Below are 23,572 nucleotides of genomic sequence, written 5' to 3'. Positions count from 1 at the left end.
TTGTAGCCCGACGTATTGGTCGGGCTAATGCCTTTACCCGATATTGCCTCCTTTTTCTGTAATTTTCTGTAAAACCATGACGTAATCACCTATCTTTGCTCGCGGTTTCATCAAGGATAGGCTAACTGAAACGGTTAAGCGGACAAGGATGCGGGGGAGCGGGGATGGACATTTTTATTTCGAAAAAGATGCGCAATTTCATTTTATTAGCGCAAACCAATAATATTGCCCGGGCGGCAGAAAAAATCCATATGACGGCTTCGCCATTTGGCAAAAGCATTGCCGCGCTGGAAGAACAAATTGGCTATACGCTATTTACCCGCAAAGATAATAATATCAGCCTCAATAAAGCCGGGCAGGAACTGTATCAAAAACTGTTCCCGGTTTATCAACGGCTTTCTGCGATTGATAATGAAATCCATAACTCAGGACGTCGTTCACGAGAAATTGTGATAGGCATAGATAATACTTATCCGACCATTATTTTTGATCAGTTGATTAGTCTCGGAGATAAGTACGAAGGCGTGACCGCCCAGCCAGTTGAGTTCAGCGAAAACGGCGTTATCGATAATCTTTTTGACCGTCAGTTAGATTTTATAATCTCCCCACAGCATGTATCTGCACGAGTTCAGGAACTGGAAAACCTGACTATCAGTGAACTACCACCGCTGCGATTGGGCTTTCTCGTTTCTCGCCGTTATGAAGAGCGACAAGAGCAAGAGTTGCTTCAGGAGCTACCCTGGCTACAAATGCGCTTTCAGAACCGGGCCAACTTCGAAGCAATGATTGATGCGAATATGCGTCCTTGTGGGATCAATCCCACCATTATTTATCGACCTTACAGTTTTATGGCCAAAATCAGCGCCGTGGAGCGCGGACATTTTCTGACGGTGATCCCGCATTTTGCCTGGCGACTGGTGAATCCGGCAACGCTGAAATATTTTGATGCGCCGCACAGGCCGATGTATATGCAGGAATATCTTTATTCAATCAGAAATCATCGTTATACCGCCACGATGCTTCAGCATATTGCTGAAGATCGTGACGGGACGAGTCATTAACCCAGCATCGAGCCGGTTGCAATTAAATTACGGTGTAAATCGAAGACGTGGCTAAGATCGTGGTGAATATGTCCGCCGGGCGCATTTTCCAGATAGCGATGCAGATAATCCCGATACATAGGATGTGCACAATTATCAATGATGGTGCGGGCGCGTTGAAGCGGGGAAAGACCACGCAGATCGGCGATCCCTTGTTCGGTGATGATCACTTTGACGCTGTGTTCGCTGTGATCAACATGGCTGCACATTGGCACGACGGTTGAGATCTTGCCTTCTTTAGCAATCGACGGGGCCATAAAGATCGACAGATACGCGTTGCGTTCAAAATCACCGCTGCCACCGATGCCGTTCATCAGATCGACCCCGGCTACGTGCGTTGAGTTGGCATGCCCGTAAATATCAAACTCCAGGCCGACGTTCAGAGCGATGACGCCCAGACGACGGATGATTTCCGGGTTATTGGAAATCTCCTGCGGACGCAACACAATGCGGCTGGCAAAGTAATCCATATTGTCGTAAATCTTGCGCAGGGAATCGGCCGAGATAGTCAGGCTGGAGGCGCTGGCCCCGCTGATTTTGCCCGTTTCCAGTAAATGCACCACCGATTCCTGTAGCACTTCCGAATACATCATGAACGGAGGAATTTCCGGGTTTTCCCCTAGTCGCGCCATGACTGCATTATTGATATTGCCCACGCCACTTTGCAGCGGCAGAAATTCCGGCGGAATACGCCCATGCGCCATTTCCTGCAACAAGAACGTGACCACGTTATCGGCAATCTGCTGGCACATGGGATTTTGCTTATCCAGCATATTACCGGCGTCGGGCAAGTTGGTTTCCACGACGGCGACAATCTTTTTCGGATCGATTTGCACATAGCGGGTACCGACGCGATCCATTGCATGGAAGATCGACACGCTATTGCGCCGCGGTGGCGCGCCAGGAATCACAATATCCGCCAGTTCTGCAACGCGCGGATCGTGATAGTGATTGAGTTCAATGATCACTTTCTTCGCCCGCAGCAGCCAGGTCGGCGCATTACCGATCCCGCTGGTTAACCAGACTCGACCATCCGGTGCCAGTGCCGATGCTTCAATGACGGCAACATCAATTTCGCCGAAGAAACCGTAATTGACCATTTGCGCCACTTCGCTCAAATGCAGGTCAACGAAACTCACCGCGCCCTGATTGATCTTTTTACGTAAACCGGACGATGTTTGATATGGCGCACGCCAGGAAACAGCATCGGCGTCAGAAAGTACATCGTCAGCGGCGGCGCTGATTGACGCCCCCGTCAGTAGGCGGATTTGATACGGCTTTTTGGCCTCATGCTGTTCGTTAGCTCTGCGGGCAATGGCGGTGGGAAGGGCTTTCGGCGAACCCGCCGGGGTAAAGCCGCTAAATGCCACCATGTCGTTATGCTGGATAATTTCTGCCGCTTCATCGGCGGTCATCCTTGTCCACTGAGTTTCCATTTTTACTCCTTCGTTCGCAGGGATTAATGACCAACGAAATTAGGTTTACGTTTTTCGAGGAAAGCGTTCATCCCTTCCTGGTAATCTTCGCTGTCATAAACCGCGCGGCGCATCCCCTGAATACGTTCAAATTCATCGGAGTTCATGGTGTGCGCTTCGCCCAGTACACGCAGTTCTTCTTTGATAACGGCAATGGCTAACGGCGCTTTCTCAGAGATGTGGTGCGCCATTTGTAAGGTGAAATCTTCCAGTTCTTCCACTTCCACAACATGGTTGAGGATGCCGACAGCCAGCGCGCGCTGGGCTGTGATTGGCGAAGCGGTAAAAATCAGCTCTTTGACAATGTGGAAGCCCGCGTCGCGGGTCAGGTTGTGAATGCCGACCAGGTTATACGGGACGCCGAGGTTTACAGGCGTCATTGAGAAGGTTGAGGTACTGGCGGCGATGATCAGATCGGAACTCATGATCATTTCAAATGCGCCCCCCCAAACACTACCTTCCACCATCGAAATGATCGGTTTCGGGAATTTTTGGATCATGCGGGTGATTTGACGCAACGGATCATCATAGGAGAGCGGATCGCGACCGCCAGACGGCAGTTCGTGAATATCGTGACCTGCGGAGAAGACTTTGGATCCACTCGGCGCGCGCAAAATGATACAGCGAATTTCCGGCCGGTTGAGATCGCTTAATGCCTGCATAAGATCATCAATAAAGACTTTACTTAAGGCATTAAGTTTTCGGCCATAGTTAAACTCAATGACCGCCACTTTGTTGATAGTGACAACGTTCACATACTGATAAGACATAAAAATTCCTTTAATCAAAATATTGCGTCTGGATAAATTCACTGAGCTGTCGCAGGCCGGTGCGCGGTGAGAGCGTATTGTTTTTGACCGCTAAAAGCGTCTGGCGGTAATAGCGATCGAAATCTTCATTCGCGAACAGGTGATTCAGTACTTCTTCTTCGGTTTGTTTACGCAGCCATTCCACCGATTGTTGTTGCCGCACTTGCTGTAAACGACCACTGGCAGTTAGCGCGGTTTTGAAGTCGATGATGGCGTGCCAGATCTCATCGATTCCACGTTTTTCCAGTGCGCTACAAGTCAGAACTCGTGGCTGCCATTCGTCGTATTTACGTCGCAGAATATGCAGGGCACTCTCGTACATATGCCGGGCAATGGCGACATTGGTATGGTTATCGCCATCGTCTTTGTTGATAACGATCAGATCTGCCACTTCCATCAGCCCCTTTTTAATCCCCTGCAGATCATCGCCGCCACCGGCAATTTGCAACGAGATAAAACAGTCCACCATGCGGGCGACTTCCGTTTCCGACTGTCCGACGCCAACCGTTTCGACAATCACTACGTCATAACCCGCCGCTTCGCATAACAGCATTAATTCCCGCGCTCGCTGACTGGCACCGCCCAGATGGCCGGAGGATGGTACCGGGCGAATAAACGCCGCCTCGGCACGCGCCAGGTCATTCATGCGGGTTTTATCTCCGAGAATGCTACCGCCAGTGACCGGGCTGCTGGGATCGACCGCAATAACTGCAACCTTTAATCCCTCACGAATCAACAACATGCCAAAGGCTTCAAGAAAGGTGCTTTTCCCCGCACCGGGTGTGCCAGTAACGCCCAGTCGCAGGGCGTTACCGCAGTACGGCATAATGGCATCAAGTAGTTGCGTACTTAGCGCCTGATGACGCGGGTGACGGCTTTCCACCAGCGTCATGGCCTGGGCGAGCGTGGCACGCTCACCCTGACGTAAGCGGCGAATACTTTCTGCCAGCGTGGCTTCATTAATCATGATGCTGGCTTATCAGATTCAGTACGTCGCGCACGCTGTCGAGCATAGGCGTACCTGGACCATAAATCGCCGCCACGCCGCGCTCCTGCAGGAAGGCGTAATCCTGCGGCGGAATGACGCCACCCGCGACCACGCAGATATCTTCGCGTCCCCATTTTTTCAGCGCTTCGACCAGTTCCGGGATCAGCGTTTTATGACCGGCAGCCAGTGAAGATGCGCCCACTACGTGAACGTCGTTTTCTACTGCCAGGCGAGCGATCTCTTCAGGTGTAGAGAACATCGGGCTTAAATCTACGTCGAAACCGAGATCGGAATAGGCGCTGGCGATCACTTTCGCGCCGCGATCGTGCCCATCCTGGCCCATTTTGGCGATCAGAATGCGCGGGCGACGACCATTGTCGGCAAGGAACTGCTCCGTTTGCGCAACAATAGCATCGAACTCGGAGGCCGATTTCTCAGACTGATGATAGCTTTGCGCAATCACGCCGGTAACACACTGGCTTGGCACCAGATAACGGTCGAAAGCGGCTTCCAGCGCATCGGAAATTTCACCCAGGGTGGCGCGAACGCGAGCGGCATTAACAGCGGCAGCCAGCAGGTTTTCGTTATGCTGTGCGGCGTGAGTCAGGGCGTTCAACGCGGCGGTTACGGCGGCATCATCACGGGTGGCGCGAATGCGTTCCAGCGAAGCAATTTGCTCGTTACGCACCATCACGTTGTCGATCTCAAGTACATCGGTTTCGTCTTCGTGATCCAGTTTGTACTTGTTGACACCAACGATGACACGCTTGCCCTGGTCGATCAACGACTGTTCGCGCGCGGAGGCCTCTTCGATCATTCGTTTTGGCAGACCTGCTTCGATCGCTTTCGCCATGCCACCGGCTTCGTCGATCTGTTGGATAATGGCTCTGGCTTGTTTGACGATTTGATCGGTCAGCGATTCAACGTAATAGGATCCGGCCAGTGGATCGACGGTGCGGCAGAGTTCTGATTCTTCCTGAATGATGATCTGGGTATTGCGGGCAATGCGTGCTGAGAAATCGGTAGGCAAACCAAGCGCTTCATCAAAGGCGTTGGTATGCAGTGACTGAGTACCGCCCAGCGTTGCAGCCAGTGCTTCAATGGTGGTGCGGATAACGTTGTTATACGGATCCTGTTCAGTCAGGCTCCAGCCTGAGGTCTGGCAGTGGGTACGCAGCGCCAGTGATTTCGGATCCTGTGCGCCAAATCCACTGACCGCTTCGCTCCATAAATAACGTGCCGCACGCAACATGGCGACGTTCATAAACAGATCCATGCCAATGCCGAAGAAAAACGACAGGCGAGGAGCGAAGTCATCAATTTTCAGCCCAGCGGAGATTGCTGCTTTGATGTACTCAATCCCATCAGCGAGCGTAAATGCTACCTGCTGCACGCAGTTGGCACCCGCTTCACCCATATGGTAACCGCTGATACTGATGGTATTAAATCGCGGCATGTTGCCGGAACACCAGGCGATGATGTCTGCGATAATACGCATTGACGGTTTTGGCGGGTAAATATAGGTGTTGCGGCAAAGATACTCTTTGAGGATATCGTTTTGAATGGTGCCGGTCAGTTTATCGGGTGTAACACCTTGCTCTTCTGCGGCGACAATATAAAACGCCAGTACTGGTAGTACTGCGCCATTCATGGTCATCGAAACCGACATTTTATCCAGCGGGATCTGGTCGAACAGGACTTTCATATCTTCCACGGTGTCGATAGCAACGCCCGCTTTGCCGACGTCGCCCGCCACGCGCGGGTTATCGGAGTCGTAGCCACGGTGGGTGGCAAGGTCAAACGCAACGGAAAGACCTTTTTGCCCGGCGGCCAGGTTACGGCGATAAAAAGCGTTGGACTCTTTTGCTGTTGAAAATCCAGCATACTGACGGATGGTCCACGGTTGGGCGGTATACATAGTGGCACGCGGGCCACGAACGTAGGGCGGCAAACCAGGAAGGGTACCTGTCACTTCCAGATTATCGAGATCGGCTTCAGTATACAGCGGCTTGATGGCGATCCCTTCTGCGGTTTGTTGAACCAGCGAGTCGACAGTTTTCTCCCGACGACTCAATTCCTTGTTGGCAATCTGTTGCCACTCCTGCACGTTAGACATTATTTGCTCCATAAAACGCAATCAAAATGAGGGTATTTGCGCTTACGGTGAGCTTTTTACGTGGGTTTGTCGCCAGCAAAAAAAATGCATTCAGACGTCGTTTTTTGCCGCCTGAGATTTGTCTATTTTGTGATGTGATTCAAGGAATACAAAAAGAACTGGAGGTGATGCCTGGTATGTATTACCAGGCATTATTTGATGGATTATTCCTGACGAAGAACTTTGTGACCATAATCGAGCAACGCATCAGTGACTTTACGCATCATGCGGCTTTCAGGAGCAAAGCGGTGCCAGTAGAGCATCCGGCGTTGAAATAGCCCTGGCGTTAAGTCAATCAGTTCGCCGCTGGCCAGTTCTTTCTCGATTTGCAGATGTGGGATCATACAGCAGGTGGTCCCCTGACGAGCAAGTTGCACGAACGCTTCTGAAGAATTAACGATATGGCAGGGTACGCTGCCTGGAGGCAGATCAAAGTTTTGCTGCAAAAAGGCCTGGTGCATATCATCAAGATGGTCAAACGCGACCACTGGCGCTTTCAGTAATGCCGAACGCGTTACGCCGTTAGGGAAATATTTTTCGGCAAACGGTTTTGAGCTGACGAACAGATAGTCAAGCGCACCGAGCTTATCGACAAGACAACTCGGCAGCGCCTGATGTTGAATACTCACCGCGCCGACCACTTCGCCGCGGCGCAGACGTTCCTGAGTGCGGGTTTCATCTTCTACCTGCAAGTTGAGGCGGATAGGCGAATCAGCTAACACAGGAGCCAGCGCCGGAAGCAACCACGTCGCCAGACTGTCAGCGTTGACCGCCAGTGAAAGCAGCAGCGGAGTTGAACCGGTTTGTTCATCGCCCAGCCACTCTTCTTCCAGTAACTCCACCTGGCGTAGCAGTGCCAGCAGTTTTTGCCCTTGTTCCGTCGGGCGCGGCGGTACGGTACGCACCAACAGCGGCTGCCCGAACATATTTTCCAGTTGCTTAATGCGCTGTGAGACGGCTGATTGTGTAATGCACAGCTTTTGTGCCGCGCGCTCAAATCCTCGTTCACGTATCACCGCATCCAGTGCCTGTAATGTTCTGTAGTCCGGGCGTTTCATTGCTGTTGTCTGCTCCTGGTAAATGCTTTTTCCTGCACTATGACACAATTTTGCGTCAGGTTGCATATACCGAAGCCGTCGGCGGGTACATTTGTATCAGTGGTTAAACACGCAGCTTAAAAGATCAGGGATTTGCGCTATTGCATTTCGCTCAGCGAGTTCGCGCCCTGGTTATGTTGAATGGCGTGGCGTTATTGCCTCTGTTCGCACCGTGGAGCGGCATACCCAGACCGTTGTATGCTTTATTTGCCGGGCGAAAGGGGATGCCCGCCATTGCGCGATATTTTATGGATGAGTTAACCACGCGGCTTGCCAACGGGGTCTGAATCGCTTTTTTTGTATATACTCGTCATACTTCAAGTTGCATGTGCTGCGTCTGCGTTCGCTCACCCCAGTCACTTACTTCTGTAAGCTCCTGGGGATTCACTCTCTTGTCGCCTTCCTGCAACTCGAATTATTTAGAGTATAATGCGTGTGAAATTTCATACCACAGGCGAAACGATCATGACGCAGGATGAATTGAAAAAAGCAGTAGGATGGGCGGCACTTCAGTATGTTCAGCCCGGCACCATTGTTGGTGTAGGTACAGGTTCCACCGCCGCACACTTTATTGATGCGCTCGGCACGATGAAAGGCCAGATTGAAGGGGCTGTTTCCAGTTCAGATGCTTCCACAGAAAAACTGAAAAGCCTGGGCATTCACGTTTTTGATCTCAACGAAGTCGACAGCCTTGGCATCTACGTCGACGGTGCAGATGAAATCAACGGCCACATGCAGATGATCAAAGGCGGCGGCGCGGCGCTGACCCGTGAAAAAATCATTGCTTCGGTTGCGGAAAAATTTATCTGTATTGCAGACGCTTCTAAGCAGGTTGATATTCTGGGCAAATTCCCGCTGCCAGTAGAAGTTATCCCGATGGCACGTAGTGCAGTGGCGCGCCAGCTGGTGAAACTGGGCGGTCGTCCGGAATACCGCCAGGGCGTGGTGACCGATAACGGCAACGTGATCCTCGACGTCCACGGCATGGAAATCCTTGACCCGATAGCGATGGAAAACGCCATAAATGCGATTCCAGGCGTGGTGACTGTTGGTCTGTTTGCTAACCGTGGCGCGGACGTTGCGCTGATTGGCACACCTGACGGTGTCAAAACCATTGTGAAATGATCTGACGGGGGAACCTCCCCCGTTAAAAAAATTCTCTTCATTAAATTTGGTGACATGTGTCACGTTTTTACCTGGCTATTGTCGATTGCTCTAAATAAATCCTCTGAACCAGCATATTCATCCAAGAAATACCTTTGCGTGATATTTCCTCAACATCGCGACGCAAACGTTCATATTGCCGCAATATTATTTTTTGATATGTTGAAAGGCGGATGCAAATCCGCACACAACATTTCAAAAGACAGGATTGGGTAAATGGCAAAGGTATCGCTGGAGAAAGACAAGATTAAGTTTCTGCTGGTAGAAGGCGTGCACCAAAAGGCGCTTGAAAGCCTTCGTGCAGCGGGTTACACCAACATCGAATTTCACAAAGGCGCGCTGGATGATGAACAATTAAAAGAATCCATCCGCGATGCCCACTTCATCGGCCTGCGATCCCGTACCCATCTGACTGAAGACGTGATCAACGCCGCAGAAAAACTGGTCGCTATTGGCTGTTTCTGTATCGGAACAAACCAGGTTGATCTGGATGCAGCTGCAAAACGCGGGATCCCGGTATTTAACGCACCGTTCTCCAATACGCGCTCTGTTGCGGAGTTGGTAATTGGCGAACTTCTCCTGCTATTGCGCGGCGTACCGGAAGCCAACGCTAAAGCACACCGTGGTGTCTGGAACAAGCTGGCAGCTGGCTCTTTTGAAGCGCGCGGCAAAAAGCTGGGTATCATCGGCTATGGTCATATTGGTACACAGTTGGGCATTCTGGCTGAATCGCTGGGAATGTATGTTTACTTTTATGATATTGAAAACAAACTACCGCTGGGCAACGCCACTCAGGTACAGCATCTTTCTGATCTGCTGAATATGAGCGATGTGGTGAGTTTGCATGTGCCAGAGAATCCGTCTACCAAAAATATGATGGGCGCGAAAGAGATTTCACTAATGAAGCCCGGCTCGTTGCTGATTAATGCCTCGCGCGGAACGGTGGTGGATATTCCGGCGCTGTGTGACGCGCTGGCGAGCAAACACCTGGCAGGTGCGGCAATCGATGTCTTCCCGACGGAACCGGCGACCAACAGCGATCCATTTACCTCTCCGCTGTGTGAATTCGACAACGTCCTTCTGACGCCACATATTGGCGGTTCGACTCAGGAAGCGCAGGAGAATATCGGCCTGGAAGTTGCGGGTAAATTGATCAAGTATTCTGACAATGGCTCAACGCTCTCTGCAGTGAACTTCCCGGAAGTCTCGCTGCCACTGCATGGTGGGCGTCGTCTGATGCACATCCACGAAAACCGTCCGGGCGTGCTGACTGCGCTGAACAAAATCTTTGCCGAGCAGGGCGTTAACATCGCTGCACAGTATCTGCAAACCTCAGCGCAGATGGGTTATGTGGTTATTGATATTGAAGCTGACGAAGACGTTGCCGAAAAAGCGCTGCAGGCAATGAAAGCTATTCCGGGCACCATTCGCGCCCGTCTGCTGTACTAATTCCCCTTCTCTGAAAATTAACGGGCAGGTCACTGACTTGCCCGTTTTTTTATCCCTTTTCCCGCGCATGTCACTGCCATTTGTAGTGCGCTGCAATTGCCTTTGCGAGTCTGCTCGAAGAAATAAATCAAAGCCAGATCAATGCGTTGTGCTTATTTAAAGAGAGTTTACGATGGCAGGGCAGCATGGGGCTGTAACGGTAAAGCCCTCACCGAAGCGAGGGCTTGAAGGAGAAGGGTTATGATGCGACTTGCCATCATACTGATTGTACTGTTACTCATAAGTTTGCCAGCTTATTAACAGTCAGTCACAGGGGAGGAGTCATCCTCCCTTACCCTTACTCACTAAATTAGGTTAAAGAATCAACGATGTCAATCAGGGCGATGCAGGTGTGTCGCCCTTACCACTCCCAGACTTTCGACGGTGTAACCACCGCAGGAAGTGGGATATCCCACTCTTCAACGGGGAGTTTTTCCACCAACTGACAATCATGCGCATAACCCACCGGTTGCATTTGATAGCGCTGCCAGTTCTGTAAGGTCCGATCATAAAAACCACCGCCCATTCCCAGGCGCTGACCGTACTCATCAAAGGCGACCAGCGGTGTGATCAACACGTCTAATCGGGAAAGGGGTAGCACGTCACGCACATCCAGTTTTGGCTCATGGATCTTCAACCTGTTCATCACCAGTTCGCTTTGCGGATGGTAATTCAGGAACAGCAAATTACCGGCACTAAAGGGATGCAAAACTGGAAGATATACGCGCTTACCGGCGCGCCAGAGTTGTTCTATGAGTGGCTGGGTGTCGAGTTCGCCATCAAAAGAGAGGAATACAGCGACCGTATGTGCCATCACCACCGGGGGATACGTCATCATCCGGGTAGCGGCTTGTTGACCCATTTCCTGCTGTTGTTCCGGCGTTAACGCACGACGACGTTGCCGAATCATTTTGCGGATTTCTTGTCGGGATAATGTCAGTGGGAGTTCTGGTAGTTGCGTCATGGCTGGTGCCAGATAAGAAGGGAATCTCCGAGATGCCGCCGCAGGCTGTAACCCTTGAACCCTTGGTTCAAGGTGAATGTGTCGTCGCAGTTTTAAGGCTTCTCGGACGGACCGAGCATGCTCACCAACCGCGGAGCGCCACATTCTTGTGGTATGAAATATCGGCTCAGGGGACTGGCCCGCTTGCGAACATCTCAGAGAAATTTTGTCTTCACGGTTACTCTACCACAGTAAACCGAAAAGTGTCATTCAAAGTTTTGGTTAGTTTTTTCGGTGATGCGACCTTGTTCAAGTAACGCTTGTTCTATGGTCTGCTGCAGCATCCGAATACGCTGTTCCATACTTGCCGCGTAGTCACGAGTCTTCGCTTTTTCTTGCGCTAACTCATAGCTGATATTCAATGCGGCAATGAAGACCAACTGTTCAGTATTTGTGACTCTAGTGCGTTCTTTCAGATCTTGCAACCGTTGGTTCAGATCGTCCGCTGCCTGATTCAACGCATCCCTTTGGTCAGGCGGGCAGTTCACACGCAGTGAACGGCCAAAAATTTGGATATCGACGGGTTGTGCAGACATGCCACCTTCCTGCTGATTGACTGCGCTGCCTTCGTCTTTAGACCCATGGTCTGCGAAGGGGCGACACTATAGCTACCCTGATGAGAAGAGACAAGCCCTTTTCTGGTCCACCAGGGCCCAAAGTGGTAGCATATCATGAATATTCCTCCCTTTGACGACGAATGCTTATGTCTATACAGAACGAAATGCCTGGTTACAACGAAATGAACCAGTATCTGAACCAACAAGGGACGGGTCTGACCCCTGCTGAGATGCATGGTTTAATCAGTGGGATGATATGTGGTGGTAACGATGACAGCTCATGGCTGCCGCTGCTTCACGACCTGACGAACGAAGGCATGGCTTTCGGTCATGAGCTGGCACAGGCATTGCGCAAAATGCACTCTGCTACCAGCGATGCCCTGCAGGATGACGGCTTCCTTTTTCAGCTTTATCTGCCTGATGGCGATGATGTCAGCGTTTTCGATCGGGCTGATGCGCTGGCAGGTTGGGTTAATCACTTCCTGCTTGGTCTTGGCGTTACGCAACCGAAGCTGGACAAAGTGACCGGCGAAACCGGTGAAGCCATCGACGATCTGCGTAACATCGCGCAGCTGGGCTACGACGAAGACGAAGATCAGGAAGAGCTGGAAATGTCGCTTGAAGAGATCATCGAGTACGTCCGTGTTGCCGCGCTGTTATGCCACGACACCTTTACTCATCCGCAACCGACCGCGCCAGAAGTACAAAAACCGACTCTACACTAAAAACAAAAAACGTAAGGAGAGTGTTATGAGTGAGATATCCCGGCAAGAGTTTCAGCGTCGCCGTCAGGCCCTGGTGGAGCAAATGCAACCCGGCAGCGCCGCGCTGATTTTTGCTGCACCAGAAGTAACACGTAGCGCCGACAGCGAATACCCCTATCGTCAGAACAGTGACTTCTGGTACTTCACCGGCTTTAACGAACCGGAAGCGGTGCTGGTGCTGATTAAAAGTGATGACACTCATAACCACAGCGTTCTGTTTAACCGCGTACGCGACCTGACGGCAGAGATCTGGTTTGGTCGCCGCTTAGGTCAGGATGCTGCACCGGATAAACTGGGCGTTGATCGCGCACTGGCGTTCAGCGAAATCAATCAGCAACTTTATCAACTACTTAATGGTCTGGATGTGGTGTACCACGCCCAGGGCGAATATGCATATGCTGATGAAATCGTGAACAGCGCGCTTGAAAAACTGCGTAAAGGTTCGCGACAGAATCTCACCGCCCCGGCAACGATGATCGACTGGCGTCCCATTGTTCATGAAATGCGCCTGTTCAAATCACCAGAAGAGATTGCCGTACTTCGCCGCGCGGGGGAAATCACCGCCCTGGCGCATACCCGGGCGATGGAAAAATGCCGTCCGGGAATGTTCGAGTACCACCTGGAAGGCGAAATTCACCACGAATTTAACCGCCACGGTGCGCGCTATCCTTCCTATAACACCATTGTCGGCAGCGGTGAAAACGGCTGCATTCTGCACTACACCGAAAACGAGAGTGAACTGCGCGACGGTGACCTGGTGTTGATTGACGCGGGTTGTGAATACAAAGGTTACGCGGGCGATATTACCCGCACCTTCCCGGTCAACGGCAAATTCACCCAGGCCCAGCGTGAAATCTACGACATTGTGCTGGAGTCTCTTGAAACCAGCCTGCGGCTGTATCGTCCGGGAACTTCCATTCAGGAAGTCACTGGTGAAGTGGTGCGCATCATGGTTAGCGGCCTGGTAAAACTCGGCATCCTGAAAGGTGATGTTGATGAACTGATCGCTCAGAACGCCCATCGTCCTTTCTTTATGCATGGCCTTAGCCACTGGTTAGGTCTGGATGTCCATGATGTTGGTATTTATGGTCAGGATCGCTCGCGCATTCTGGAACCGGGCATGGTACTGACCGTAGAGCCGGGGCTGTATATTGCGCCGGATGCAGAAGTGCCAGAACAATATCGCGGTATCGGCATTCGTATTGAAGACGACATTGTGATTACCGAAACCGGTAACGAAAACCTCACCGCCAGCGTGGTGAAAAAGCCGGAAGAAATCGAAGCGTTGATGGCAGCTGCGAGAAAGCAATGAGCGTAATCATCGTCGGTGGCGGCATGGCGGGCGCGACGCTGGCGCTGGCTATTTCCCGGTTAAGTCACGGGGCGCTGCCGGTACATTTGATTGAAGCGACCGCGCCAGAGTCACATGCTCATCCGGGCTTTGATGGACGAGCTATTGCGCTGGCGGCGGGTACTTGTCAGCAACTGGCGCGCATCGGCGTCTGGCAATCTCTGGCTGATTGCGCAACCGCCATCACCAGCGTGCATGTCAGCGATCGTGGTCATGCCGGATTCGTCACCCTCGCCGCAGAAGATTACCAACTGGCGGCGCTGGGGCAGGTTGTCGAATTGCATAATGTCGGGCAACGGCTGTTTGCATTACTGCGCAAAGCACCTGGCGTAACGCTGCATTGCCCTGATCGCGTGGCTAACGTTGCCCGTGCTCAGAGTCACGTTGAAGTGACGCTGGAGAGTGGCGAGACGCTGACGGGCTGCGTGCTGGTAGCCGCTGATGGCACCCATTCCGCGTTAGCCACCGCGTGCGGTGTTGACTGGCAGCAGGAGCCTTACGAACAACTGGCCGTGATTGCGAACGTTGCGACTTCCGTTGCGCACGAAGGCCGGGCGTTTGAGCGTTTCACACAATATGGCCCGTTGGCGATGTTGCCGATGTCTGACGGACGCTGTTCGCTGGTCTGGTGTCATCCACTGGAACGGCGCGAAGAGGTGCTGTCGTGGAGCGACGAGACGTTTTGCCGTGAACTCCAGTCGGCCTTTGGTTGGCGACTTGGGAAAATTACCCACGCTGGTAAACGCAGTGCTTACCCGCTGGCGTTAACCCGCGCCGCCAGACCTATTACCCATCGTACCGTGCTGGTGGGCAATGCGGCGCAAACTCTGCACCCGATTGCCGGGCAAGGGTTCAACCTCGGTATGCGGGATGTGATGAGCCTTGCGGAAACGCTGACTCAGGCTCAGGCACGTGAAGATGACATCGGTGATTACGGCGTATTGTGCCGTTATCAGCAGCGTCGGCAGAGCGATCGAGAAGCAACCATCGGCGTCACGGACAGCCTTGTACATCTTTTTGCCAACCGTTGGACGCCGCTGGTTGTCGGGCGCAACATCGGGCTGATGGCAATGGAATTATTCACTCCGGCACGCGATGTGCTGGCGCAGCGCACCCTCGGTTGGGTGGCGCGTTGAAGGCGGTTTTAAGGAATAAACAATGCAAAGTGTTGATGTAGCCATTGTTGGCGGCGGCATGGTGGGGCTGGCGGTTGCCTGCGGCTTACAGGGGAGCGGCTTACGCGTTGCCGTACTGGAGCAGCGCGTACCGGAACCCCTGGCGGCGGATGCACCACCACAACTGCGCGTTTCGGCTATCAATGCCGCCAGCGAAAAATTACTCACCCGTCTTGGCGTCTGGCAGGAGATTCTCTCCCGCAGAGCCAGTTGCTATCACGGCATGGATGTGTGGGACAAAGACAGTTTTGGTCACATTTCGTTTGACGATCAAAGCATGGGCTATAGCCATCTTGGGCATATCGTTGAAAATTCAGTCATTCACTACGCGCTGTGGAACAAAGCACAGCAGTCCTCAGATATCAGCCTGTTAGCCCCTGCAGAATTACAGCAGGTCGCCTGGGGAGAGAACGAAACCTTCCTGACGCTGAAAGACGGCAGCATGTTAACGGCGCGTCTGGTAATTGGCGCAGACGGCGCTAATTCCTGGTTGCGCAACAAAGCCGATATTCCGCTGACTTTCTGGGATTATCAGCATCACGCGCTGGTGGCGACCATTCGCACGGAAGAACCGCATGATGCGGTGGCGCGACAGGTTTTCCATGGCGAAGGCATTCTGGCCTTTTTGCCGCTTAGCGATCCGCATCTTTGCTCAATTGTCTGGTCACTGTCCCCAGAGGAAGCACAGCGGATGCAGCAGGCAGGTGAAGACGAATTTAACCGCGAGTTAAATATCGCTTTTGATAATCGCCTGGGCTTATGCAAGGTTGAGAGTGAACGCCTGGTGTTCCCGCTGACTGGGCGTTATGCGCGCCAGTTTGCCGCGCACCGTCTGGCGCTGGTGGGCGACGCCGCACATACCATTCACCCGTTGGCGGGGCAGGGGGTGAATCTCGGCTTTATGGATGCTGCAGAGCTGATTGCTGAACTGAAACGGTTGCATCGTCAGGGTAAAGACATCGGGCAGTACATTTACCTGCGTCGCTATGAGCGTAGCCGCAAGCACAGTGCGGCGCTGATGCTGGCAGGTATGCAGGGATTCCGCGATCTGTTTTCCGGGGCTAATCCGGCGAAAAAACTGCTGCGTGATATTGGCCTGAAACTGGCCGACACGCTTCCTGGCGTTAAGCCACAACTTATTCGTCAGGCAATGGGATTAAACGATTTGCCTGAATGGCTGCGCTAAAAATTTCTCTACTGCTGTTTATTTGATACCCATCACACTTTCATCTCCCGGTTTTTTCGCCGGGAGATTTTCCTCATTTGAAATAAACTAATTTCACCTGCGATTTCGCATTATATTTTCTAATGCCACGAATTTTTGATTTGGTGTTTTTTGACATTTTTTCAGTTCTTAATGTTGCCTTATTCAAATTAACTTTCTCATCTAATTATCTTTGTATAGAGATTGGTTCTTTTTTTGGTTTTTTATTCTGTTGTGATTTAGGCGTTTTTTAACCATAAGCTAATGTGATGATCAATTTTACCTTATGGTTAACAGTCTGTTTCGGTGGTAAGTTCAGGGAAAAGAGAACGATTGCGTTGGGGACCGGGAGTGGCTCCGATGCTGGGTTTCGTGGTGATAATTTCACCATGAAAAAGTTGTCAGCCCCGCTTATTCAATGAGGACAAGATGGCACAACAGACTCCTTTGTACGAACAACACACGCTTTGCGGCGCTCGCATGGTGGATTTCCACGGCTGGATGATGCCGCTGCATTACGGTTCGCAAATCGACGAACATCATGCGGTACGTACCGATGCCGGAATGTTTGATGTGTCACATATGACCATCGTCGATCTTCGCGGCAGTCGCACCAGGGAGTTTCTGCGTTATCTGCTGGCGAACGATGTGGCGAAGCTCACCAAAAGCGGCAAAGCCCTTTACTCGGGGATGTTGAATGCCTCTGGCGGTGTGATAGATGACCTTATCGTCTACTACTTTACTGAAGATTTCTTCCGCCTCGTTGTTAACTCCGCCACCCGCGAAAAAGACCTCTCCTGGATTACCCAACACGCTGAACCCTTCGGTATCGAAATTACCGTTCGTGATGACCTTTCCATGATTGCCGTTCAAGGACCGAATGCGCAGGCAAAAGCTGCCACACTGTTTAATGATGCTCAGCGTCAGGCGGTGGAAGGGATGAAACCCTTCTTTGGCGTGCAGGCTGGCGATCTGTTTATTGCCACCACCGGTTATACCGGTGAAGCGGGCTACGAAATTGCGCTGCCCAATGAAAAAGCGGCGGATTTCTGGCGTGCGCTGGTGGAAGCGGGCGTTAAGCCCTGCGGTCTGGGCGCTCGTGACACACTGCGTCTGGAAGCGGGTATGAATCTTTATGGTCAGGAGATGGACGAAACCATTTCTCCTTTAGCAGCCAACATGGGCTGGACCATCGCCTGGGAACCGACTGATCGTGACTTTATCGGTCGTGAAGCTCTGGAAGCGCAGCGTGAACATGGCACAGAAAAACTGGTTGGTCTGGTGATGACCGAAAAAGGCGTGCTGCGTAATGAACTGCCGGTACGTTTTACCGATGCGCAGGGCAATCAGCATGAAGGCATTATCACCAGCGGTACTTTCTCCCCGACGTTGGGTTACAGCATTGCGCTGGCACGCGTGCCGGAAGGTATTGGCGAAACGGCGATTGTGCAAATTCGCAACCGTGAAATGCCGGTAAAAGTGACGAAACCTGTTTTTGTGCGTAACGGCAAAGCCGTCGCGTGATTTACTTTTTGGAGATTAATTGATGAGCAACGTACCAGCAGAACTGAAATACAGCAAAGAACACGAATGGCTGCGTAAAGAAGCCGACGGCACTTACACGGTTGGCATCACTGAGCACGCTCAGGAGCTGTTAGGCGATATGGTGTTTGTTGACCTGCCGGAAGTGGGCGCAACGGTAAGCGCGGGCGATGACTGCGCGGTTGCCGAATCGGTAAAAGCGGCGTCAGACATTTATGCGCCAGTAAGCGGTGAAATCGTGGCGGTAAACGACGCACTGAGCGATTCTCCGGAACTGGTGAACAGCGAACCGTATGCAGGCGGCTGGATCTTCAAAATCAAAGCCAGCGATGAAAGCGAACTGGAATCACTGCTGGATGCGACCGCATACGAAGCATTGTTAGAAGACGAGTAACGGCTTTATTCCTCTTCTGCGGAAGAGGATTAGGGTGAGGAACATTTACGCCTCACCCTCACTCTCTTCGCAAGGAGAGAGGTTCACAATTCACTGCACGTTTCAGGAACCATCGCTCATGACACAGACGTTAAGCCAGCTTGAAAACAGCGGCGCTTTTATTGAACGCCATATCGGACCGGACGCCGCGCAACAGCAAGAAATGCTGAATGCCGTTGGCGCACAATCGTTAAACGCGCTGACCGGCCAGATTGTGCCGAAAGATATTCAGCTTGCGATACCACCGCAGGTTGGCGCACCGGCGACCGAATACGCCGCACTGGCGGAACTCAAGGCTATTGCCAGTCGCAATAAACGCTTCACGTCTTACATCGGCATGGGTTACACCGCCGTGCAGCTACCGCCGGTTATCCTGCGTAACATGCTGGAAAATCCGGGCTGGTATACCGCGTATACTCCGTATCAACCTGAAGTCTCCCAGGGCCGCCTTGAAGCACTGCTTAACTTCCAGCAGGTAACGCTGGATTTGACCGGGCTGGATATGGCCTCTGCTTCTTTGTTGGATGAAGCCACCGCTGCCGCCGAAGCAATGGCGATGGCAAAACGCGTCAGTAAACTGAAAAATGCCAACCGCTTCTTCGTTGCTTCTGACGTGCATCCGCAAACTTTAGATGTAGTACGTACACGCGCAGAAACCTTTGGTTTTGAAGTGATTGTCGATGATGCACAAAAAGTGCTCGATCACCAGGACGTCTTCGGCGTGCTGTTACAGCAGGTTGGCACTACCGGTGAAATTCACGACTACACTGCGCTTATCAGCGAACTGAAATCACGCAAAATTGTGGTCAGCGTCGCCGCCGATATTATGGCGCTGGTGCTGTTAACCGCGCCGGGTAAACAGGGCGCGGATATTGTCTTTGGGTCGGCGCAACGCTTTGGCGTACCGATGGGCTACGGTGGCCCACATGCGGCATTCTTTGCGGCGAAAGATGAATACAAACGCTCAATGCCGGGCCGTATTATTGGTGTATCGAAAGATGCTGCGGGCAATACCGCGCTGCGCATGGCGATGCAGACTCGCGAGCAACATATTCGCCGTGAGAAAGCGAACTCCAACATTTGTACTTCCCAGGTACTGCTGGCAAACATCGCCAGCCTGTATGCCGTTTATCACGGCCCGGTTGGCCTGAAACGTATCGCTAACCGCATTCACCGTCTGACCGATATCCTGGCGGCAGGCCTGCAACAAAAAGGTCTGAAGCTGCGCCATGCGCACTATTTCGATACTTTGTGTGTGGAAGTGGCCGACAAAGCGGGCGTGCTGGCGCGTGCCGAAGCGGCTGAAATCAACCTGCGTAGCGATATTCTGAATGCGGTTGGGATCACCCTTGATGAAACCACCACGCGCGAAAACGTGATGCAGCTTTTCAGCGTACTGCTGGGCGATAATCACGGACTGGACATCGACACGCTGGACAAAGACGTGGCTCACGACAGCCGTTCTATTCAGCCTGCAATGCTGCGCGATGACGAAATTCTCACCCATCCGGTATTTAATCGCTACCACAGCGAAACCGAAATGATGCGCTATATGCACTCGCTGGAGCGTAAAGATCTGGCGCTGAATCAGGCGATGATCCCGCTGGGTTCCTGCACCATGAAACTGAACGCCGCCGCCGAGATGATCCCAATCACCTGGCCGGAATTTGCCGAACTGCACCCGTTCTGCCCGCCGGAACAGGCCGAAGGTTATCAGCAGATGATCGCCCAACTGGCTGACTGGCTGGTGAAACTGACCGGTTACGACGCCGTCTGTATGCAGCCGAACTCTGGCGCTCAGGGCGAATACGCGGGGCTGCTGGCGATTCGTCATTATCATGAAAGCCGCAACGAAGGACATCGCGATATCTGCCTGATCCCGGCTTCTGCGCATGGCACTAACCCAGCTTCCGCGCATATGGCAGGAATGCAGGTGGTGGTTGTGGCGTGTGATAAAAACGGCAACATCGATCTGACTGACCTGCGCGCGAAAGCGGAGCAGGCGGGCGATAATCTCTCCTGCATTATGGTGACCTATCCTTCCACCCACGGCGTGTACGAAGAAACGATCCGTGAAGTGTGTGAAATCGTGCATCAGTTCGGCGGTCAGGTTTACCTTGATGGCGCGAACATGAACGCCCAGGTTGGCATCACTTCGCCGGGCTTTATTGGCGCGGACGTTTCGCACCTTAACCTGCATAAAACTTTCTGCATTCCGCACGGCGGTGGTGGTCCGGGTATGGGACCGATCGGCGTGAAAGCGCATTTGGCACCGTTTGTTCCGGGTCATAGTGTGGTGCAAATCGAAGGCATGTTAACCCGTCAGGGCGCGGTTTCTGCGGCACCGTTCGGTAGCGCTTCTATTCTGCCAATTAGCTGGATGTACATCCGCATGATGGGCGCAGAAGGGCTGAAAAAAGCAAGCCAGGTGGCAATCCTCAACGCCAACTATATTGCCAGCCGCCTGCAGGATGCCTTCCCGGTGCTGTATACCGGTCGCGACGGCCGCGTGGCGCACGAATGTATTCTCGATATTCGCCCGCTGAAAGAAGAAACCGGCATCAGCGAGCTGGATATTGCCAAGCGCCTGATCGACTATGGTTTCCACGCGCCGACTATGTCGTTCCCGGTGGCGGGGACGCTGATGGTTGAACCGACTGAATCTGAAAGCAAAGTGGAACTGGATCGTTTTATCGATGCGATGCTGTCTATCCGCGCAGAAATCGACCAGGTGAAAGCCGGTGTCTGGCCGCTGGAAGATAACCCGCTGGTGAACGCGCCGCACATTCAGAGCGAACTGGTCGCCGAGTGGGCGCATCCGTACAGCCGTGAAGTTGCAGTATTCCCGGCAGGCGTGGCAGACAAATATTGGCCGACAGTGAAACGTCTGGATGATGTTTACGGGGACCGTAACCTGTTCTGCTCCTGCGTACCGATTAGCGAATACCAGTAATTTACTGATTCGACTATCTTCTAAAGGCGCTTCGGCGCCTTTATTTTTTTAGGAAAACAAATGACTATAGCACTTGTGACCGGTGGCAGTCGCGGCATCGGGCGGGCAACTGCATTACTGTTGGCGCAAGAAGGGTATACGGTGGCGGTTAATTATCAGCAAAACCTCCACGCGGCGCAGGAAGTGGTGAAGTTAATCACGCAAGCCGGTGGCAAGGCATTCGTGCTTCAGGCGGATATCAGCGACGAAAATCAGGTCATCGCAATGTTTACAGCAATCGATCAGCACGATGAACCGCTAGCCGCGCTGGTCAATAACGCCGGGATCTTGTTTACCCAGTGCACCGTAGAAAACCTTACCGCAGAGCGAATCAACCGGGTACTTTCCACCAATGTGACGGGATATTTTCTCTGTTGCCGCGAGGCGGTAAAACGCATGGCGCTTAAAAATGGCGGTAATGGCGGTGCTATCGTCAACGTCTCTTCAGTGGCCTCACGGCTGGGATCTCCGGGGGAATACGTTGATTATGCGGCCTCGAAAGGGGCGATTGATACGTTAACCACAGGGCTGTCGCTGGAAGTCGCCGCGCAGGGGATCCGCGTTAACGGCGTGCGGCCAGGGTTTATTTATACCGAAATGCACGCCAGCGGTGGCGAACCTGGACGCGTTGATCGCGTTAAGTCGAACATCCCCATGCAGCGTGGCGGACAGGCGGAAGAGGTCGCGCAGGCCATCGTCTGGCTGTTAAGTGATAAAGCCTCTTATGTCACGGGAAGTTTTATCGATTTGGCGGGTGGAAAATAAAACAGGAAAGTTATCTGACCGGATGCAACGAGTATTGCATCCGGTACTTCATCGACTTAAAACTTCTCGCCGTTGCTGGCAATCACCTCTTTGTACCAGTTAAAGCTCTTCTTACGTGAACGCGACATATCGCCAGTACCGTCGTCATGTTTATTCACATAGATAAAGCCGTAGCGTTTGCTGTACTGCCCGGTGGTGAACGACACGCAGTCGATGCAACCCCACGGTGTGTAGCCCATCAGATCCACGCCATCGTAAGTCACCGCTTTTTTCATCTCTTCAATATGGGCGCGCAGGTAGTCAATGCGGTAGTCGTCGTTGATGCTGCCATCTTCTTCCACTTTGTCGTAAGCGCCAAAACCGTTTTCGACAATAAACAGCGGCTTCTGGTAACGCTCATACAGTTCGCAAAGTGCGTAACGCAGACCCACCGGATCAATCTGCCAGCCCCAGTCCGAAGCCTTAACATAAGGGTTCGGTACGCTGCCTTCAAAACCAGAGATCGCATCGCCGGTGCCGCCTTCGGCTTTCACTGCGTTGGTCATGTAATAGCTGAAACCAAGATAATCGCAGGTGCCTTCACGCAGTACATCGAGATCGCCTTCTTCCATTTTGATGTTAAATCCGCGACGCTCCCACTCGTTCAACACATAGGACGGGTAATAGCCACGCAGTTGCACATCGGTAAAGACGTAGCGTTCGCGCATCGACTCCTGGGCGAACATCACATCGTCCGGATTACAGGAGTAAGGGTAAAGCGGCACCATCGCCAGCATACAGCCGACTTTCATTTCCGGGTTAATGCGACGCGCGGCTTTCACCGCCAGGGCGCTGGCGACAAACTGGTGATGCAGCACCTGATACATCGTCTCTTCCGGGTTTTCATGTTCGGTATACACCACGCCAGAGCAGCAGTAACCGAACAGAGGTGCACGCCAGTTACGCTGGTTGTTAATTTCGTTGAAGGTCATCCAGTATTTGACTTTATGCTTATAGCGTTCAAATACCACTTCCGCGAAACGTACAAAGAAATCAACCACTTTACGGTTGGTCCAGCTACCGTATTGCTGCACCAGATGCAGCGGCATTTCAAAGTGGGAGAGGGTGATCACCGGTTCGATGTTGTATTTCAGCAGTTCATCGAACATATCATCGTAGAACTTCAGCCCTTCTTCGTTTGGCTGAGTTTCATCACCTTTTGGGAAAATGCGCGTCCAGGCGATGGAAGTGCGAAAACATTTGAAGCCCATTTCGGCAAATAGCTTGATGTCTTCCTTGTAGTGACCATAAAAATCAACGGCTTCATGGTTTGGATAGTATTTTCCTGGCAAGACTTCTTTGGTGATTTCGCGCGGCACGCCGTGTGCGCCACCGGTCAGAAGGTCACAAATGCTCGGCCCTTTGCCGCCTTTGTTCCAGCCGCCTTCGACCTGATGAGCGGCAACTGCGCCGCCCCATAAGAAATCTTTCGGTAAGGTGAGTTTTTTCACTATCATAGGCTCCAGATGAG

At 52.4% G+C, this 23,572-nt stretch carries 22 protein-coding genes and 1 other RNA gene; 13 read left to right on the top strand and 10 right to left on the bottom strand.

The window, feature by feature from the left end; translation table 11 throughout:
* Positions 1–164 precede the first annotated feature (164 nt).
* Positions 165–1,061, top strand: a complete 897-nt coding sequence (gene srsR, locus BEB54_RS16745) for a LysR family transcriptional regulator SrsR (RefSeq protein WP_000350807.1) — start codon at positions 165–167, stop codon at positions 1,059–1,061.
* Here srsR and scpC read toward each other — a convergent pair.
* The 5 genes from scpC to argP form a co-directional block, all read right to left on the bottom strand.
* The gene (gene scpC / locus BEB54_RS16740) at positions 1,058–2,536 is read right to left on the bottom strand and encodes a propionyl-CoA:succinate CoA transferase (protein ID WP_000449950.1); all 1,479 of its coding nucleotides are present in this window, start codon (positions 2,534–2,536) and stop codon (positions 1,058–1,060) included. The two genes, srsR and scpC, sit on opposite strands and share 4 nt — an antisense overlap.
* Before the next feature lie 23 nt (positions 2,537–2,559).
* Positions 2,560–3,345, bottom strand: coding sequence for a methylmalonyl-CoA decarboxylase (scpB, locus tag BEB54_RS16735; RefSeq protein WP_000122080.1), 786 nt, complete (start codon positions 3,343–3,345; stop codon positions 2,560–2,562).
* A gap of 10 nt (positions 3,346–3,355) precedes the next feature.
* Positions 3,356–4,351, bottom strand: a complete 996-nt coding sequence (meaB, locus tag BEB54_RS16730) for a methylmalonyl Co-A mutase-associated GTPase MeaB (RefSeq protein WP_039021540.1) — start codon at positions 4,349–4,351, stop codon at positions 3,356–3,358.
* Positions 4,344–6,488, bottom strand: a complete 2,145-nt coding sequence (gene scpA / locus BEB54_RS16725; RefSeq protein ID WP_105276716.1) for a methylmalonyl-CoA mutase — start codon at positions 6,486–6,488, stop codon at positions 4,344–4,346. Before scpA ends, meaB begins: the two co-directional genes overlap by 8 nt.
* Positions 6,489–6,691: 203 nt before the next feature.
* The gene (gene argP, locus BEB54_RS16720; RefSeq protein ID WP_001360955.1) at positions 6,692–7,585 is read right to left on the bottom strand and encodes a DNA-binding transcriptional regulator ArgP; all 894 of its coding nucleotides are present in this window, start codon (positions 7,583–7,585) and stop codon (positions 6,692–6,694) included.
* 140 nt (positions 7,586–7,725) lie between these two features.
* On the opposite strand from argP, the gene BEB54_RS16715 reads away from it, so the two are divergent.
* The 4 genes from BEB54_RS16715 (at position 7,726) to BEB54_RS28640 (ending at position 10,537) form a co-directional block, all read left to right on the top strand.
* Positions 7,726–7,911, top strand: coding sequence for a hypothetical protein (locus tag BEB54_RS16715; protein ID WP_088541714.1), 186 nt, complete (start codon positions 7,726–7,728; stop codon positions 7,909–7,911).
* 178 nt (positions 7,912–8,089) lie between these two features.
* Positions 8,090–8,749: a ribose-5-phosphate isomerase RpiA gene (gene rpiA / locus BEB54_RS16710; RefSeq protein WP_000189743.1), complete on the top strand. Its 660-nt coding sequence runs from the start codon at positions 8,090–8,092 to the stop codon at positions 8,747–8,749.
* A gap of 255 nt (positions 8,750–9,004) precedes the next feature.
* Positions 9,005–10,237 (top strand): phosphoglycerate dehydrogenase, encoded by a 1,233-nt coding sequence (gene serA / locus BEB54_RS16705; RefSeq protein ID WP_001151604.1) that lies wholly within the window; start codon positions 9,005–9,007, stop codon positions 10,235–10,237.
* A gap of 240 nt (positions 10,238–10,477) precedes the next feature.
* Positions 10,478–10,537: a type I toxin-antitoxin system Ibs family toxin gene (locus BEB54_RS28640; RefSeq protein ID WP_106883864.1), complete on the top strand. Its 60-nt coding sequence runs from the start codon at positions 10,478–10,480 to the stop codon at positions 10,535–10,537.
* A 100-nt stretch (positions 10,538–10,637) separates the two neighbouring features.
* Here the strand turns inward: BEB54_RS28640 and BEB54_RS16700 are convergent, their stop codons facing one another.
* From BEB54_RS16700 to zapA, 3 genes are all read right to left on the bottom strand, one after another.
* Complete coding sequence (locus tag BEB54_RS16700; protein ID WP_001604817.1) at positions 10,638–11,240, bottom strand: 5-formyltetrahydrofolate cyclo-ligase; 603 nt, start codon at positions 11,238–11,240, stop codon at positions 10,638–10,640.
* A gap of 20 nt (positions 11,241–11,260) precedes the next feature.
* Positions 11,261–11,444, bottom strand: a non-coding RNA gene (gene ssrS, locus BEB54_RS16695) — 6S RNA.
* A 41-nt stretch (positions 11,445–11,485) separates the two neighbouring features.
* Positions 11,486–11,815, bottom strand: coding sequence for a cell division protein ZapA (gene zapA, locus BEB54_RS16690; RefSeq protein ID WP_001276008.1), 330 nt, complete (start codon positions 11,813–11,815; stop codon positions 11,486–11,488).
* 167 nt (positions 11,816–11,982) lie between these two features.
* Between zapA and ygfB the strand changes: the two genes are divergently transcribed.
* From ygfB to ubiI, 4 genes are read left to right on the top strand one after another with little or no spacing between them, the layout of a single operon-like run.
* Positions 11,983–12,561, top strand: coding sequence for a UPF0149 family protein YgfB (ygfB, locus tag BEB54_RS16680; protein WP_001295378.1), 579 nt, complete (start codon positions 11,983–11,985; stop codon positions 12,559–12,561).
* A 25-nt stretch (positions 12,562–12,586) separates the two neighbouring features.
* The gene (gene pepP / locus BEB54_RS16675; protein WP_105276715.1) at positions 12,587–13,912 is read left to right on the top strand and encodes a Xaa-Pro aminopeptidase; all 1,326 of its coding nucleotides are present in this window, start codon (positions 12,587–12,589) and stop codon (positions 13,910–13,912) included.
* Positions 13,909–15,087 carry a 2-octaprenyl-6-methoxyphenyl hydroxylase gene (gene ubiH, locus BEB54_RS16670; RefSeq protein WP_105276714.1) on the top strand — a complete coding sequence of 393 codons (1,179 nt, stop codon included), beginning with the start codon at positions 13,909–13,911 and terminating at the stop codon, positions 15,085–15,087. The genes pepP and ubiH overlap by 4 nt, the downstream gene beginning before the upstream one ends.
* Positions 15,088–15,109: 22 nt before the next feature.
* Positions 15,110–16,312, top strand: a complete 1,203-nt coding sequence (gene ubiI / locus BEB54_RS16665; RefSeq protein WP_001192206.1) for an FAD-dependent 2-octaprenylphenol hydroxylase — start codon at positions 15,110–15,112, stop codon at positions 16,310–16,312.
* A gap of 73 nt (positions 16,313–16,385) precedes the next feature.
* Here the strand turns inward: ubiI and BEB54_RS28635 are convergent, their stop codons facing one another.
* Positions 16,386–16,469: a hypothetical protein gene (locus tag BEB54_RS28635; RefSeq protein ID WP_122083101.1), complete on the bottom strand. Its 84-nt coding sequence runs from the start codon at positions 16,467–16,469 to the stop codon at positions 16,386–16,388.
* A gap of 290 nt (positions 16,470–16,759) precedes the next feature.
* On the opposite strand from BEB54_RS28635, the gene gcvT reads away from it, so the two are divergent.
* From gcvT to BEB54_RS16645, 4 genes are all read left to right on the top strand, one after another.
* The gene (gene gcvT / locus BEB54_RS16660; protein ID WP_000068704.1) at positions 16,760–17,854 is read left to right on the top strand and encodes a glycine cleavage system aminomethyltransferase GcvT; all 1,095 of its coding nucleotides are present in this window, start codon (positions 16,760–16,762) and stop codon (positions 17,852–17,854) included.
* Positions 17,855–17,876: 22 nt separating this feature from the next.
* Positions 17,877–18,266, top strand: coding sequence for a glycine cleavage system protein GcvH (gcvH, locus tag BEB54_RS16655; protein WP_001295377.1), 390 nt, complete (start codon positions 17,877–17,879; stop codon positions 18,264–18,266).
* Between the two features lie 118 nt (positions 18,267–18,384).
* Complete coding sequence (gene gcvP / locus BEB54_RS16650) at positions 18,385–21,258, top strand: aminomethyl-transferring glycine dehydrogenase (protein WP_000194991.1); 2,874 nt, start codon at positions 18,385–18,387, stop codon at positions 21,256–21,258.
* Positions 21,259–21,318: 60 nt separating this feature from the next.
* Positions 21,319–22,062, top strand: a complete 744-nt coding sequence (locus tag BEB54_RS16645; protein WP_000150658.1) for an SDR family oxidoreductase — start codon at positions 21,319–21,321, stop codon at positions 22,060–22,062.
* A gap of 56 nt (positions 22,063–22,118) precedes the next feature.
* On the opposite strand, the gene bglA is transcribed toward BEB54_RS16645, so the two are convergent.
* Positions 22,119–23,552, bottom strand: a complete 1,434-nt coding sequence (gene bglA / locus BEB54_RS16640) for a 6-phospho-beta-glucosidase BglA (RefSeq protein ID WP_143425160.1) — start codon at positions 23,550–23,552, stop codon at positions 22,119–22,121.
* Positions 23,553–23,572 lie beyond the last annotated feature (20 nt).

It is taken from the genome of Escherichia sp. MOD1-EC6021 (genome assembly GCF_002965245.1).
GTDB classification, from domain to species: Bacteria; Pseudomonadota; Gammaproteobacteria; order Enterobacterales; family Enterobacteriaceae; genus Escherichia; species Escherichia coli_F.
This window is presented reverse-complemented; position numbering and strand designations above follow the sequence as displayed.